Genomic DNA, 16,536 nt, shown 5'->3' with positions numbered 1-16,536 from the left:
GATAGCTTAGAGGGATATGCACAGCAGATTAATGCCGTAGGTCTTTCAATTCAGTCAAGTGCTAACAACATGAATGCAGCAGCACAGCAGGCTGGAGATAATATCTACGCATAAGATATGGCTTTTGAGTTCATTCTGCCAAGATAACTTGGCAGAATGATTTCTGCTATGTGAAAAAAATTTTTTTGTATAGCAGAGATAAAAGTTAAAGGAGAAAAGTTATGAGTAGTAGTATTACAATGAGTGAGAGAGTAGTAGGTTCCGCGTTTGAATATATAGATTCATACTATGATAAGCTGGTAGACAATTTTAGAAGCGCTAGTGATGTGATGGAAATCGGCGACATTATTATGGTCAACGCTAATGAAGCAGAAGGAACAGAGGCCATAGTTGAAGCAGATAAACAGCTAGAAGCAATAGTAGAAGTGACAAATAGATTTAAGACTTTTATGTCAACAGACATAGCAAATCTGATGACTAAATGTGCAGAGAATCTAAGGGATACTGATCAAACAGCAGGCGACAATATGGGAGTACAAGGGTAGAAAGGGAATAATATGGATATATTAGCTTTAGGTGCTTTGGGAGCTTATTCTACATATAAAAGTTATAAGAGCAAAAACGGAGGAAAGTTTTATAGCGCGCCAGAGACAAAGAAACATTACGATAATATTTCTGCTGAATTTGAAACATATTCAAAGTTAGCAGAAGCATTAATAGAAGAGATGGATGCTATCGCAACAACAGATTCATATCAGGGACAGGATGCAGATGGTGTAAAACAATTGATGAGTACCACTGAACCAGAGACCCTTAGGATGATTCTTGATTTACATGAAGCGATAGAGCAGTATTTTGTAGATGTGATTGATACATTCACAAAAGATGTAGATTCATCATCAGAGGCCTTTCTTGGTTTTGATATGTTAGATTTAATCAAGCAAGACTTTTGGGAAATGTTAAATGACTACAATACAGAAGCAAAAATAGCTAAAGAAAAGATAGAGGAATACTCAAATAAGTATAGTGGAAAATATAATCATACCATCACTATTCCTGATTTTTCTCCCGGCAAGGATGCTTTTATAGCTTTATGCGGAGAAGAGGATGGGGATGGAGCGGATGATTATCTATCCAAGTGTCAGAAGATGTTAGTTGATTTTGACGAGGCAATGGCAACTCATTTAGCTGATCTTAATTTAATGGATCTAGTAGATGCTATTAATCAAAAACTAGTTACTAGTGTGACGGAACGTTACCCTGATTCTGGATTGGAACAGTATGTAGGGAATATCGATAAGTTTGAGAAAGAATATAATTATGCTAAGCAGTTTTTTACAGGTGATGATGCAGTAGATTGCCAAATTATAAATATTCTCCTTACTTATGGACACGATCTTTCATCTTTTGATGATGTTAGTTGGGAAGAAATGTCTGTAGAGAGAAGGAAGGCATATGCTAACATTACTCAGGTGGATATTGAATATATTGATGGACATTTGTCAAACGAGAAATGTGCGGAACAGGAAGCTAGATTAGAAGTAATAATTGGTACTGTGATGCTAAATGATCCAGATAAATATAGATTTGATGATCGTATGTATAATTCTGAAGCAATGAAAGAATTAGAATCATATATGACAAGTGATGCTGCAAAGGTATATATTGATGAATTAAGTAATGTAAAGCCTTCGGAGCATATGAATGGGCAATTATACGATTATCCCGGTGGTACACCACTTAATATTAGAATTGATGGAGTAGGTGTCGTATTCGAGTATAATTTCACAGATTACAATAATACAACTGAGGAAATACTATGTCATACATCAATTGATAGAACCAAAGCCTGTATCGATTATTGGAAAAAACAGAATCCAGATTGTTATAAATACGCATCAACATTTTTATCTGATGACCAGATTGTTGCTTATTACTGTACTGCAAAGACGTCTGGTGATGTTGAATTAATAGATAATCTGATGAAAAATCAGGGAGATTATCAAAATGTTTTTGTAATAGATCCGAACAAATTAAGCGAGTTTTCTTCGTTTGTTATGGGAGATTATGGGGTTGAGTTACGCGTCGCTAATAAGGGTGATGAGTATAATACTTATTTGAGCCAGATTTCTTCTGTTCAATATACTGTTAATGGAAATGTCTGCACTAATGAGTATATTGGATTGTATGCTTCCGGAAGCGCAGCTGTGTCGGATTTATATTTAGCAAGTGCGTGGGCGTCATCTGAAAATGATGGAAAGCATGATGAGGCGGATTTATCAAGAAGAATACAGATAGCTAATGATAATGAATTGATTGGATACACACTTTATCATTATAAGAATGAAGTTGAATGGGGGACTCAAACTGTACAAATAGATATTGATCATAATTTCTTATACATCGATAAGTACGATTGTGATGGAAACAAGATAAATTCAAAAAAAGATATAATTACAATTTCACACGATAGTGGAAATGAAACGGAAAAAGATATTACATCAGCAGAACTGTATGAACTAGAACAAAAGAAAGCTGATGTAATGAGGGGAATAGCGGTTGATTTAACAGTAGATTTGGTTAAAGATGTTTACCCAATTTTGGGAGAGGGGGTATCATTATTAAAAGATGCGTTCTCCGAAGATTATGATGGCGTTTATTCGACTTTATCAGGCAAAGTTGGAGAAGACGGAAGTGCTTTAAAAATGGGAGCGGGAGCAAGTTCATCTATAATATCAAATTTAGTTAAGTATAGTGAAAAAATTCAGGCAATATCTGATAAACAAGAAGAAGAATTGGAAAATTTTAGAAATAAATCTTTGTGGTATAGCGTAAACTATTATGATGTAGTTGGAGGCAGCAAAAGCTATTATGCAAAAATTGATGATTTGAATATGATTAGAATGATTCAGAATTGGAATGAAAATGGATTAGAGGGGATTTATAATCAGGATTTTTGTGATAAAATGTCACGTCACGAATCTACATTAGTAAATATGATATGTGAAGATTTAGATGTTTCATCTTCGGAACAACGAGAGCAGGTTGAGGCGGCAGTTAGCATCTTTATTCATGGAAATGAGGATGGCAATAATCTATACTATACATCGGTTACTGAAATACCAGTAGATATAATGTTGAAGTGTGTAACAAGGGCTGATGATATTATTAAAAATAATAATGAGAAGTTTGGTAATGATTATGCTAGTGTTGAGGATCAGATAGAGTCGTATAGATAGGAGAAACTTTGATGACTAAAAGGAAAATATTAATAATCCTTTCAATAGTGGTTTGCATATTAACTATTGTTTTCGGATTGAAAAAAATAATGCACATGACTTGTTGGGTGGGAGACTATAGATGCCGATTTAATATGCCTAAACAAGAGGTATATATTGTGGACTATAGAGGCGATGGAGATGTTGTGCTTCCTAAAAAAATATTGTTTTGTGACGTTATTGGTTATAAATCGGAAGTATTTAAAGAAGATGAAAATATAAAGACCGTATTTATAAGTAATAATCCCCAAGATGACATATCAACTATTTTTCATGGGTGTAATAATCTTACAAAGGTTACATATGAAGAGGGGACTAAAGTCTCATACGACTATTATTTTGCAGGATGTGGTAAATTGAATACAGTAAATTTCCCTGAGGGAATTGAATATTTATATGGTGATGGTGCGTTTGCCGGAACGAATATATCGGATGTGTATATTCCTTCATCTGTTAAACATATGGATTCATTTTTTAGTAATACACCATTTGCTGAAAAGCACAAAGACGATAAATATTATGTAGCAGGGGAAGGAGTTCTTGTATTCTACAATGGTCCTCAGGATGAAATAGTTATTCCAAAGGGAGTTACATGTGTTGGGGAAGGTGTGCTAGATATTTATAATCGAGCTGATAATGCATCTATTTATATGTCTGATTCAGTAAAGACAATGGACTTAATACTTAGAGATGATGACACATTATATTTGGGTAATGGAGAATATGATCTCGGATATATAAAAACATACCATGGTACCATCGTCGCCCCAGCAGGCTCATATATGGAGCAGTTTTGTAAAGAAAATAATCTCAATTTCCGGGTAATGACTGAGGAAGAAGAAGCTATCTGGAGAGAAAAAACAGAAGCAGCAGCAAGTGAGATTGTGTATCAGGACTAATGGGATAAATGAGTTAATGATGAAAAAGAAGATTTTGGTTGGGATAATAGTTTTCTTAATTGCAGTAGTGTGTATTGTCTCATATGTTGTTGTAAAAAAGGCTACTACAGAAGGAATTTGGCTAGGGGATTACAAGTATTATTTTAATTTAGAAGAAAAAACAGCTTCTATTAGAGATTATAGGGGAAATGAAACTAAAATAACTCTTCCAACAAAAATAGTAGGTTTTAAGATAACGAAAATTGATATTTCGAGTACTAAATTCGACGGTGGTGCGTCTGAAGAAGATGGAGTAAAGGTTATTTACGTACCAAAAGAAATGGACATCATAGATATCGGAAATGCAAGTAGTTTGGAAGAGATTTATTTTGAGGACGGTACTACAAATATTACATGTATAAATATTGATTCTTGTAATAATTTAAAAATAATAGATATACCAGAGACAGTTAAATCTATTTCTATTTTAGGCCTAACATATGCCGATAAATTGGAAAATATAGAATTCCCTAAAGAGATAACAAATATAGGTCTTTTTGATCTTTATGATGTTTTATTTGAAAATAAACACTTAAATGATAAATATTATGTAGTTGGAGATGGAGTATTGCTATTTTATAATGGGGATGAGGAAGAAGTGGTAATTCCTTCGGGCATAAAAGTTATTCCTAATTCTGTATTATTGGATAATAAAGTAAAAGAGTTATATATACCAGATACAGTTGAAAAAGCGGATGCCCTAATAATTCCAAAAGAGGCAACTGTATATTTTGGCAATGGTAAGATAGAAAATTTGGAAGATGAGATGGATTGTTTTATTCATGGAACTGTTGTTGCCCCAGCAGGCTCATACATGGAACAATATTGCAAAGAAAAAAATGTAGATTTCCGAGTAATGACTGAGGAAGAAGAAGCGACATGGCGAGAGAAGACAGAAGCAGCAAGTGAAATAACATATCAAGAATAAAGGATTTAAAGAGTGAAAAAATATGGGTATTAGCGAATTAAGAGCTAGAATAGACAGTAATAACGCAGAAATTGAGGAAATTAAAAAAGATATTACGGCGATGGAAACGGCAATAAAGGTTGTTTCTCGTTATGCTGTGGAATTCCAAAATCAGAAAAAAACGGCAGAAGAATATGATATCTCATATAAGGATAAATGGAAGGAAGATTTGTGCGTTGACGCCAAAGATTACCAAGCTAAGGTGGTCGAAGGAATAGATGGAGCAATAACATCATGTGGAACTGCTGTATCGGATATTAATACATGTATTGAGAATGCACGCAAGCGAATAAAAGAGCTGCAAGATGATAACGCATGGTGTGAAGCCGAAATTAAACGTATCGAGGAAGAGGAGCGCAGAGCTGCAGAGGATAGGAAAAATCATCCAGAAAGATATCAATGTGGCTAGCGATTCCGCATGGGATTTATTAAGAAAAAGAATATATAGAAGTAACATAAAGCCTGGCTATAATAAGCCAGGCTTATATTATATGGATGGGGCAAGAACTTGCATTGAAATGGACTAGAAACTACTATCCACTAGGCCTGACAGTACTTTAGAATTGTAAATAAGCCTAATTTATAATAAAATATGAAATAATTGTGAATTCTGTTTGAATTTCATTTGGTATGGTTTTTAGTTTTTCGTGCAGTAGGGAGCATGTAATAAAAAGATGAAGTTTGATGCATTTATTAGCTATAGGCATTTGATGCCAGATGAATATATAGCTAAAAAAGTACATAAGGGACTTGAGACACTTAGGATTCCTAGAAAGCTACAAAAGGAAATAGGGAAAACTAGGATTAACAGAGTCTTTAGAGATATGGAAGAGCTTCCAGTAGGTAGCGATTTGGGAGCTAATATTATGGCTGCCTTGGAGGAGTCAGAATACTTGATTGTCATTAGTTCACCTAAGACAAAGGAAAGCTATTGGTGCAATCAGGAAGTTGAAAATTTTGTTCGAATGCATGGACGAGATAAGGTCCTTGTTGTTCTTGCAGAAGGAGAGCCTTATGAGTCTTTTCCAGAGTTGTTGCTCAAGGATGAGATGGGCAATCCAGTAGAGCCATTTGCAGCAGATTTTCGTGGTGCCACCAGAAAAGAGATTAATAAAAAGGCTAAGACAGAGCTTGTAAGACTTGCAGCAGCGATTCTTGGAGTTGATTTTGACGATTTAAAACAGCGCCAGAAGGAGCGCAAGACAAGGCGTAATATGATTTTTGTGCTTGGAATTGCTATATTTGCACTGATTTTTGGAGGATTTAGCGCTTACAATTTGGCCAGAATTAATGAAGAGTATCAGGAGAAGTTGATTAATGAGTCGAAAGTTCTAGCTGCAACATCTGCAGATGTTCTTGAGACTGGTGATAGAAAAACAGCGGCACTTATTGCTATGGAGGGTATACCACAAGATGATGAGAGACCTCTTGTACCTGAGTCACTCTATGCTTTGTCCAAGGCTCTTGGCATATACGATTCTAGTACGACACTTTCTAGTGAGACAGTTGTTCATGCAGATTACTCAATAAAAAAGGTGTGCAATAATTATGCTAATGATAATGATATTGTAGGCATTTTAGATGATAATGGAAACGTATATGTATGGGATTTAAATGCAGGTGAGATGTTATATGAAATTCAGGCGGAATACGTTAATGGTATACTTACGCCTGTTTTTGATATAGGTTTTACAGAAGATGGTTCCACATTAGTTATTATCTCAGAGGATGCTGTTAGAGGTTATGATGAATCAGGAGAGATGATTTATGAGTACACGCCTAAACAGCCTGTGCTTGCGGCTAGGTTTTCTAGGTATAATAATTGTCTAGCAATAGAATATGCCTCAAATGGAGTTGACTATTATCCAGATACGTTGGCTGTTATTTCTCCTTACCATGGTAAGGAACTTGCTATTTATGAAAATGATTGTAATGCACCATATTCAAATATAATTGAATTTGATAGCACGGGAGCCCTTGTTATAGTAGGACATTTACAGATGGATGGCGAGGAAAATTATGTATCAGTCTACTGCCCTTCTGATGAAGAAAATTATAGAAAACTGTTGGTGCAAAATGATTCAACTATTTCATTGGGAATTGCATATACGGAGGATGTTGGTTTAATAATTGCCTCCGCTCCGTATGAGACCCTTGGTGATGGAAGAGAAGTAACTGTTGATCTTCAATATTATGATTTAGCTGATTTAGATAAGACCTGGACTATTTCTACTGATTATTTTATACAGTACGCAAATGCAGACGATTACAAAATACTACCTTTGGATGATGGTACATCTTCTAGTTATGCTTTTTCTATAATTACTGCGGGTCGTTCTATTTACATAGTTGATAATGCTACTGGGGAGATCGTTAATCAGATTAAATCAGATTCACTTTTTAGTGACATCATTGTAGGCGGAGAAATCTTTATAGTTTCTACTGAAGCGGGATTTCTTAGATTTTATATATATTCTGAAGGAGTAACGAATCCATTTTTTGAGCGTAAAATGTCCAATAATATTGCTCAGATATGCATGACTGATACTCGATTTGTCACAATTGATGGTACTAGTCCTGATGCTAGAATATTCTACACTGACAATACTCAGTATTATGATGCTAGCTATGAAGTGGAAGGTGATAGTAGGGATGGAATGAGCAGTCCCGATGGAAAATATTACTATATTGCTTCAGAAGCAGAAAATGATTCGTCAGAGAAGATTTTTACTATATGCAAATCTAGCAATCATGAAAAAGTAGGGCAGTTTAAGGCTAAAAATGCTATTTATAGTGGAGTGCAATTTATAGACAATGACACAATATTTGTTCCTACGGATGATTTGGAATTGATTTTTTACTCTATATCAAGCAAAAAGCAAGATGTGATAAAGAGTGATATAACAGTTAGAGATGTAGGGCAGAATATATCTCATAATAAAAAATACTTTGTTCTATATAGCTTTACTTTTGCAGATGTTTACGATTTAACTACCCGAAAAAAGGTTGCGCATAAAGATTTTGCCTATGACATTACCGATTGTTCTATTACATCAGCTGGTGATTACTATTATATTTTTGATGGTGAGTGTAGATTACATAGAATTGATGTTGCGACCGGAGAGGATGAGTTGTTTGACGAGGATTATGGAATCTTAGAGATAGCAATTAGTCCCGATGATAGCAAATTAGTTCTCAATTGCGATGACAACAAGTTAAGAGTAATAGACTCAAAGACCAGAAAAGAAACAGTAGCATTTGATTTTGTGGCAAGCCGTGAGGGATATATTAAGTTTTCGCAAGATGGAAAATATGTATTTGCCCAGTCATCAAATTATTATTTTCGTATTTACGATATAGAAACAGGCTCGGTTGTGCTTCTGACAGATGCCATAGATTCAAAAATTAGGCGTATTTCCTATGATGAAAGTGCTGGAATATTGGCGGTTTCTACAGTTACAGATATGTATCTGATTGATATGGAATCTGTGGGTTTGCTAGCCTATATACCATCGGGAAGATTCTTTATAAATGGATCTAATCAGATACTTAGTGGAAGCAATGGCGATATATTTGTTTTCAATTACAAGGATGCAGACGAGCTTATAAAAGAAGCACGAAAAAGATATGGTGATTCTGAATTGTCAGAAGAACAGAGATTAATTTACGGTATTGGAAAAGAATAGCATACATAAAAATCCGTTAGGGAGAATTACGAGTAATGAAATATGATGCGTTTATAAGTTACAGACACCTTGAAAAGGATATGTATGTAGCTAAAAGAGTTCACAGAGCGTTAGAAACAGCGAAGATTCCTAAGAAGATTCAAAAGGAAATCGGACGTAAGCGAATTAACAGAGTTTTTAGAGATCAGGAGGAGCTTCCTATCGGAAGTGATTTGGGCAGCAATATAGAGGCTGCTCTTAGGGAGGCGAAATTCTTAATAGTAATATGTTCTCCACAGACTAAGGATTCTTATTGGGTGATGAAGGAAATTGACACCTTTATTTCCATGCATGGCAGGGAGAATATTCTTGCAGTACTAGTGGATGGGGAACCTGGAGATTCTTTCCCTCCACAGATTCTTACGGATGAAGCGGGCAATCCCGTTGAGCCATTGGCAGCTGATGTTCGTGGTGAGAAAAAGAAAATAATCAAGAAAAAGCTTAAGACAGAGAGTTTGCGCCTTGCAGCAGCTATCTTACAGGTTGATTATGATGATTTGAAACAACGCCATAGAGAGCGCCAGATGCATAAATTCCTTGCAGCAGCTATTAGTATTGCAGCTGTTATTACAGCTCTTGCTGTGGCCTTTGGTTTGTATAATGCATATAACCTAGACAAGATAAACGCAGAGTATCAGCAGAAGCTTATTAATGAATCTAAAGTGCTTGCAGAGAAATCAGAAGATGCCTTAGATGTGGGAGACAGAAGAGTGGCAGCTCTTTTGGCGATGGAGGGGCTTCCATCAGATGAGAATGATAGACCATTGGTGCCAGAGTCTGTATACGCACTGTCTCGTGCATTGGATTGTTATGATGTAGGAGCTGAGTTGCGCCATGACAGGATTCTTTCTCACAATATGCAAGTAGATGATTTTGAAGAGAATCTCAATGGAACTAGAGTTGTTAGCTACGATACTTCAAAGTATGTGTATCTGTGGAATCTAGAAACAGGAGAAAAGCTATTTGAGTTGCCACCAGAGTACAACTATATGGATTCTGGACTTGTGGATGAAATAACAATAAAAGATGTTAGTTTCTCAGATAATGCAGTGGTGGTTGTTAGTTCTAATTCTGTAACAGGCTATGATGAAAAGGGCGAGATTCTTTATCAATATAATCCTGAGGGTTCCATCAAAAATGGCATTATAAATCAGGTGGCCAATAAAGTAGTTTTTATTGATCACTTTAGCGGACTTGTTGATACTGAATATATTACAAAAGATACACTTGTTGTAATGGATACCACAACAGGTGAGGTTATTAAAAAGTACGATGACCATCTAGATTTTGGATTTGGTTATCATTTTGCTATAGACAATAATGGAAATTACGTAGCAGTTGATCGTCACGTAGATGTTGACCAGAAAAACATCCTTACAGTTTACAATTTGGAGACTGATGAATATGTGGATTGTACTCTGGCAGAAGATTGTAATCTTGAAGCAAAGTTTACAGTAGATGGACAAATAGCTGTCGCATCTATTGATTATGATGACCTTTTATCTGTTGGAAATGTTCCAATGCATTTTCAGAAATTTGATATTGCAACGGGTCAGGAATTATGGAATGTAGAGGCTCAGGATTCAATTTCAGCCTTCGATACGAGTTATACTCATATTTCTAGCACAATTACAGACATTGATGGTGAAGAATGCGGTCGTATTATTTTCAATACCTCCAAGGCTGTATCAGTACTAGACTTGTATACCGGAGAATTAGTTAATACTATTCCATCAGATGCTTCTATCCAAAGAATCGGATTTAATGGTTCAGGCGATTATATCTATGTTGGAACTAATGATGGTAAATTAACACTCTACACTACTAAGCCAGGGATTACATTGTCCAATGGAGTAAATGAGGTCATGGATAATACAATGATTGACTGGCATATTGCAAATGGTACTCTTGTTGCTAGCGCATATAGAGGTGCTAATCTTACTGTTATGAAGTATTCAAATGATGAATCGCTTCTTTATGAGACTGAGTGTGAAAACGAAGCAAGTAGGGTTTCGGCAATTTCTCCAGATGGTTCTTCCTATGTAGTATCTGGTTCAATACACGATACTGAGGAATTTTCCTATGAATTCAATGTAATCGATACTGCGACTGGAGATATTAAGGGGACATTTACAGTTCCTCATGCTAATTCAGCAGATGCTAGATATGTTGATTCTGACAAGATAGTTGTGCCTTCTTCTAATGGTAATATTTATGTATTTACTATTTCTAATGGTAAGCTTGAGCCAAAGAAGTTGTTAGAGGGAACATATAGTGGAGTGACAAGCTATTCAGCAGATGGCAAGTATATGTTGTACAGTGGAGGGGCAGAAAAGGTTGTATTGAGTATTCCTGATTTAAAAATAAAATATCAGGTTAACAACCATGATGCTAATATAACAACGTACTCATGTGGGACAATAGCTAATAATGGTAAGACGATTTACTATATTTCTAGCACAGATAATGATAGTCTCTGTAAATACAATATTGAAAAAGATAAAATAGGCAAGGTTATCGATGATTATCAAGTAGATAGATTTGCTTTGAGTGACGATAACACATTGCTTGCTGCTGCTTGCAAGGATGGTAAGCTTAGAATATATGATATAAAAACAATGGATTGTCTGGATGAGATAACATTCTATGCAAAGTCCTACAGTGGTTTGATTAAATTCTCCCAGGACAATACTCATCTGTATTTACAAGGTGCTGATTTATATTTTAAGATTTACGATCTTACTAACAAGGACTTCGTGTTTAAGTTTAAGGAGCAGACTAACGAATTAGATTATTGTCAGTACGATGAAACTACAAATCGATTGATAGTATCGAATTTTATAGGTATGTCAATTATAGATCTTAACCAGATGGGTGAACTCAGTTATATTGAACATGGATTGGCTTATGTACCTCAGAGCGGTACGGTAGTTTGCACATATAGACAGTATGTATATGGGTTTAAATTCAAGGAAGTAGATGAGTTGCTTAAGATGGCAAACGATATTTATGGCGACGATGAATTAACTGATTTAGAAAAATTAGATTATGGAATTGAATAGCTAACTTTACTTAGGCTTTCGGTCTTAGGACCGGGAGCCTAATTTTTTTGAAAAAATTTTCAAAAAAGTGTTGACATAAATAATTGATAGTAATATTATACTACTCAGAAAGAAAAAATACGCTAATCTAAAAAGGAGGTAATTGAAATGGCAAAGGTGGCAAACAGACTATTACTTTTTGCATTATGTTTTTTGGCATTAATGTGCGGAGCTTTCCTTGCTAAGGGAACTCCAAAGGAGGAAGGACAGATTTCTACAATAGCTGTAGAGCAGGTTTCTTCAGAAGAGGCTGTTTCCACAATGCACAGAGGTATTATTACAAGAAGCTCTGGTGCTGGCACACCAGCAAAAAACAGAACAAAGGCTAACTATAAATCTTCTAGTATTGCTAGTACAATTCATGGCATTACACAGGGAAGCAGTGTTAGCAGAGGTCCAGTTTACCAGAGAAATCATTAATTAGTTTTTGTTTTTTCAGATTTGAAGTTATGATAAAATCTGAATTATGAGTAAAGGAAAACTAATTTCAATCGGGGCAATTTGTATACTGATTATTTTTATAGTCTATAAAGCTATGTTAGGCACAGTTTCTGATGTGGGGCAGGATAAGTATTCTGTAGTTTTAATCGATTTATTCGATACTCGCACAGAGATTTGTGGTTATGAGACTGATGAAGACACATTCACTGAGAATGTTGATTTTATAAAAGATAGGCTTACTTATTACAATCAGCAATACGATATCTACAAGAGTTATGAAGGGTTTAATAATATCCGCGATATAAATAAATATGCTGGTGTTAAGCCGGTACGGGTGAGTGAGGATATTATTGAGCTAATAAAATTTGGTAAAGATATATATTATGAAACTGACGGACAGGTCAACATCGCTATGGGTGCGGTGCTATCTATATGGCATGACCATAGGCAGGCAGGTGTCGAGACACCGGAGTCTGCTAGCTTACCATCCATGGAAGAGCTTGAAGAGGCGGCATCACATACTGATATTGAGGATGTGGTAATCGATGAGACAGCCGGTACAGTTTTTCTAGCAGATGCCAAGATGTCACTTGACGTGGGAGGCATTGCTAAAGGATACGCAGTTGAACGGGTAGTACAAGAGGGATATGAGCATGGTATTGACCATTTGCTTTTAAATGTTGGTGGCAACATATCCTGCATTGGTACTAAGGGAGCTAAGGGAGATTTCAATATAGGTATCCAGAATCCAGATATTGAAAGCGATGAGCTTTACATAGAGACGGTTTCAATTTCTGATGGAGTTTGTGTTGTTTCCAGCGGTGATTACCAGCGATATTACGAAGTGGAAGGGACTAGATATTGCCATATCATTGACCCTGATACATATTTCCCTGCCACAGAGTTTAAGCAGGTATCTATCGTGTCGGATGACTCAGGAAAAGCAGATGCTTTTTCAACAGCACTTTTTAATATGACCCTAGAAGAGGGCCAGGAATTCATTTCAAACCACCCAGGTGTTGAGGCTATGTGGGTAATGCAAGATGGCTCCATAGTCTATTCAAAAGGATTTAAATGATAAGCGTATTTAGGACGAGTAAAATCGTCCTTTTTTCTTGCCTATTTTTTACAAGCAAGCTTGACAAGAATTAATCTTTAAATATTTATAACTGTGAATAGTAACGTTAAATTTAAATATTATACTTTAACTTGCTAAAGTGTTGTGCTACAATTAAGTCTGATATTCTTAGATAACTGAGGGTTTTAGGAGGATTTAATATGAAAAAGAGATTATTTTCTATGTTCATGGTTTCTCTTATGGCAGGAGCTATGATGATTGGATGTGGAGATAAGACTACTGATGGCAAGGACGCTAAGACAGAGGTTGCATCAGATGCTCAGACATATAAGGTAGGTATCATCCAGTATGTTGATGATGCTTCATTAAATCAGATTGTTGACAGCTTGGAAAAGCAGCTTGATGTCCTGGCTGAGGAAAAGGGCGTTACATTTGAGTACGAGGACTACTACTGCAACGGTCAGGCTGATTCTACAACAATCAATCAGATGGTTTCAGAGCTTATCAATGATGAGGTTGATATTTTAGTACCTATCGCTACTCCTACAGCTATGATTTGTCAGGCAGCTACAGAGGACAATCAGATTCCTGTTGTATTTGCAGCAGTTTCAGATCCAGAGGGTGCTGGCCTTGTTGCTAGCAATGATGCTCCTGGTTCAAATGTTACTGGTACTTCTGATGCCCTTAACACAGAGGCAGTACTTGATTTGATGATTGAGCAGGATAGAGACCTTAGCAAGGTAGGCCTTTTATACGACAAGAGCCAGGATGCTTCAGCAGCTCCTATTGCAGCAGCTAAGGAATATCTTGATGCTAAGGGAATCGATTATGTAGAAAAAACAGGTACTACAAATGACGAGGTTATGCTTGCAGCAGATGCTCTTATTGCAGCAGATGTTGAGGCAGTTTTCACACCTACTGACAACACAATCATGACAGCAGAGCTTGGTATCTATGAGAAGTTCATTGAGGCAGGTATCCCACATTATTGTGGTGCTGACTCATTTGCATTAAATGGCGCTTATCTTGGATATGGTGTTAACTACGCAACACTTGGTACAGAGACAGCTAACATGGTTGCTGAGATTTTAGTTGATGGCAAGGACCCAGCTACACTTCCAGTTAAGGTTCTCGACAATGGTACTGCAACAGTCAACACTGACACAGCAGAGGCTCTTGGTTTAGACTACGAGAAACTTAGAGATTTGTGTGATGGATTCGTAGAAATTCAGACAGCAGAGGAGTTTGAGTAATGTCTTCACTTTTCTCAATTTCGATTTTTCAGAGTGCTTTAGAACTAGGGTGTATATACGCCCTAGTTGCTTTAGCACTTTTTATTTCATTTACCATTTTAAATATTGCTGATTTGACCACTGATGGTTGCTTCACATTGGGGTGCGCAGTTGGTGCTATGGTTACCCTTGCAGGCCATCCATTCCTTGCTTTTTTTGCAGCGCTTATATCTGGTGTTTTGGCTGGATTTTGCACAGCATTTTTACAGACCAAGCTGGGAGTCGAGTCAATTCTTGCAGGAATTATAGTTAATACCGGTTTGTACACCATCAATATTGCGGTGATGGGATTTTCGTCTCTTACTAATCTCTTCGGATGTGACACCATTTTTTCCATCGGTAAGGACACAATTGGAAGCGGAGTCATTGGTGATTGGTACAAGCTACTGATTGTAGGAGCTATTGTTGCACTTATTGCTGTATTTTTATGGTGGTTCCTTGGCACCACACTTGGTATGTCTATCAGAGCTACAGGCGACAACGCTGATATGGTTAAGTCATCTTCAATCAATCCTACATTTACAATTACTGTAGGACTTTGTCTTGCCAATTCCCTTACAGCTTTATCTGGTGCACTTATTGCCCAGTATCAGAAGTCAGCTGATATCAATATCGGTACAGGTATGGTTACAATCGCCCTTGCTTCACTGATCATTGGTCAGACACTTATTGGAAATAAGGGAAGCATGCTCAGACGAATTATCGGCACTATTTTAGGTTCAGTTTTATACAGAGTAATTGTGGCTATAGCCCTTAGAATGTCTGTGCCAGCAGAGGCTCTTAAGCTTGTTTCTGCAATCATCGTTGCAGTTGCCATTGCTGCACCTTATGTACGCAAAAAGGCAGCTCTTAAGAAGAGAGAGTTTGCTAATTATAGAGGACAGCGCAGTCAGGAGGTAAAGGAAAATGCTTAAACTTGATAATATTTCAAAGACCTTCAATCCTGGCACTGTAAATGAAAAGGCGGCCCTCACTAATCTCAGCTTAGATTTAGCAGATGGCGATTTTGCTACAATCGTAGGCTCTAACGGAGCAGGCAAGTCCACTATGTTCAATGCCATCGCAGGCACATTTATCGTAGACGAAGGCAATATTTATTTGGACGGAGAGGATATTACATTTAAAAAGGAGCACGTTCGTAGCCGCGTTATTGGACATCTTTTCCAGGACCCACTTAAGGGTACTGCTCCAAATATGACTATAGAGGAAAATATGGCCCTTGCTTTTTTGAGAGCTTCTCACGCATCTAGTCATTTATTTTCTCGTATTGGAGCAAAGGACAAATCTCGTTTCAGAGAGCAGTTAGCCCTTCTTGGAATGGGACTTGAGGATAGAATGAAGCAGCCAGTAGGTCTTCTTTCAGGTGGACAGCGTCAGGCGCTTACACTTCTTATGGCTACATTTGTTACACCAAAGCTTTTGCTTTTGGATGAGCACACAGCAGCCTTGGATCCAGCCACAGCTGAAAAGGTTTTGGAACTTACCCAATCAATTGTTGCTGAGCGAGGAATCACATGTCTTATGGTCACTCACAATATGCATCAGGCCCTTGAGGTTGGCAATAGGACCCTCATGATGAATGCCGGCAAAATTGTCTTTGATACAGCTGGTGAGGAGAGGGCAAATCTATCGGTTGCAGACTTACTTGAGAAGTTTAAGGTAGGAGCTGGAGAGGAATTAGATAATGATAGAGTGCTTTTATCCTAAACTTTTGGG

12 protein-coding genes are annotated in these 16,536 nt (G+C 36.8%); all 12 read left to right on the top strand.

Annotated features, from left to right (window positions below):
- The first annotated feature begins 221 nt into the window (after positions 1–221).
- Positions 222–545, top strand: coding sequence for a hypothetical protein (locus tag BLP50_RS12165; protein WP_090155141.1), 324 nt, complete (start codon positions 222–224; stop codon positions 543–545).
- A 12-nt stretch (positions 546–557) separates the two neighbouring features.
- Complete coding sequence (locus BLP50_RS12160) at positions 558–3,239, top strand: hypothetical protein (RefSeq protein ID WP_090155139.1); 2,682 nt, start codon at positions 558–560, stop codon at positions 3,237–3,239.
- Positions 3,240–3,373: 134 nt separating this feature from the next.
- A complete protein-coding gene (locus tag BLP50_RS12155) occupies positions 3,374–4,177 on the top strand; it encodes a leucine-rich repeat protein (protein WP_176753774.1) in 804 nt (267 codons plus the stop codon).
- Positions 4,178–4,196: 19 nt separating this feature from the next.
- Positions 4,197–5,144: a leucine-rich repeat protein gene (locus tag BLP50_RS12150; protein WP_176753773.1), complete on the top strand. Its 948-nt coding sequence runs from the start codon at positions 4,197–4,199 to the stop codon at positions 5,142–5,144.
- A gap of 22 nt (positions 5,145–5,166) precedes the next feature.
- Positions 5,167–5,592: a hypothetical protein gene (locus BLP50_RS12145; RefSeq protein ID WP_090155132.1), complete on the top strand. Its 426-nt coding sequence runs from the start codon at positions 5,167–5,169 to the stop codon at positions 5,590–5,592.
- Positions 5,593–5,857: 265 nt separating this feature from the next.
- Positions 5,858–8,869, top strand: a complete 3,012-nt coding sequence (locus tag BLP50_RS12140; protein ID WP_090155130.1) for a TIR domain-containing protein — start codon at positions 5,858–5,860, stop codon at positions 8,867–8,869.
- 35 nt (positions 8,870–8,904) lie between these two features.
- Positions 8,905–11,970, top strand: coding sequence for a toll/interleukin-1 receptor domain-containing protein (locus tag BLP50_RS12135; RefSeq protein ID WP_090155128.1), 3,066 nt, complete (start codon positions 8,905–8,907; stop codon positions 11,968–11,970).
- 147 nt (positions 11,971–12,117) lie between these two features.
- Complete coding sequence (locus tag BLP50_RS12130; RefSeq protein ID WP_090155126.1) at positions 12,118–12,429, top strand: hypothetical protein; 312 nt, start codon at positions 12,118–12,120, stop codon at positions 12,427–12,429.
- A gap of 115 nt (positions 12,430–12,544) precedes the next feature.
- The gene (locus BLP50_RS12125; protein WP_242869268.1) at positions 12,545–13,528 is read left to right on the top strand and encodes an FAD:protein FMN transferase; all 984 of its coding nucleotides are present in this window, start codon (positions 12,545–12,547) and stop codon (positions 13,526–13,528) included.
- A gap of 200 nt (positions 13,529–13,728) precedes the next feature.
- A complete protein-coding gene (locus tag BLP50_RS12120; protein WP_090155122.1) occupies positions 13,729–14,781 on the top strand; it encodes an ABC transporter substrate-binding protein in 1,053 nt (350 codons plus the stop codon).
- On the top strand, positions 14,781–15,734 hold the full coding sequence (locus BLP50_RS12115) for an ABC transporter permease (RefSeq protein WP_090155119.1): 954 nt from the start codon (positions 14,781–14,783) through the stop codon (positions 15,732–15,734). Before BLP50_RS12120 ends, BLP50_RS12115 begins: the two co-directional genes overlap by 1 nt.
- Complete coding sequence (locus BLP50_RS12110; RefSeq protein ID WP_090155117.1) at positions 15,727–16,527, top strand: ABC transporter ATP-binding protein; 801 nt, start codon at positions 15,727–15,729, stop codon at positions 16,525–16,527. The genes BLP50_RS12115 and BLP50_RS12110 overlap by 8 nt, the downstream gene beginning before the upstream one ends.
- Positions 16,528–16,536: the final 9 nt, after the last annotated feature.

Origin of the sequence: Pseudobutyrivibrio sp. AR14 (assembly GCF_900101325.1) — a bacterium.
Taxonomy (GTDB): Bacteria; Bacillota; Clostridia; order Lachnospirales; family Lachnospiraceae; genus Pseudobutyrivibrio.
The sequence above is the reverse complement of the archived record's forward strand: the minus strand, read 5'-3'. Positions and strand labels throughout refer to the sequence as shown.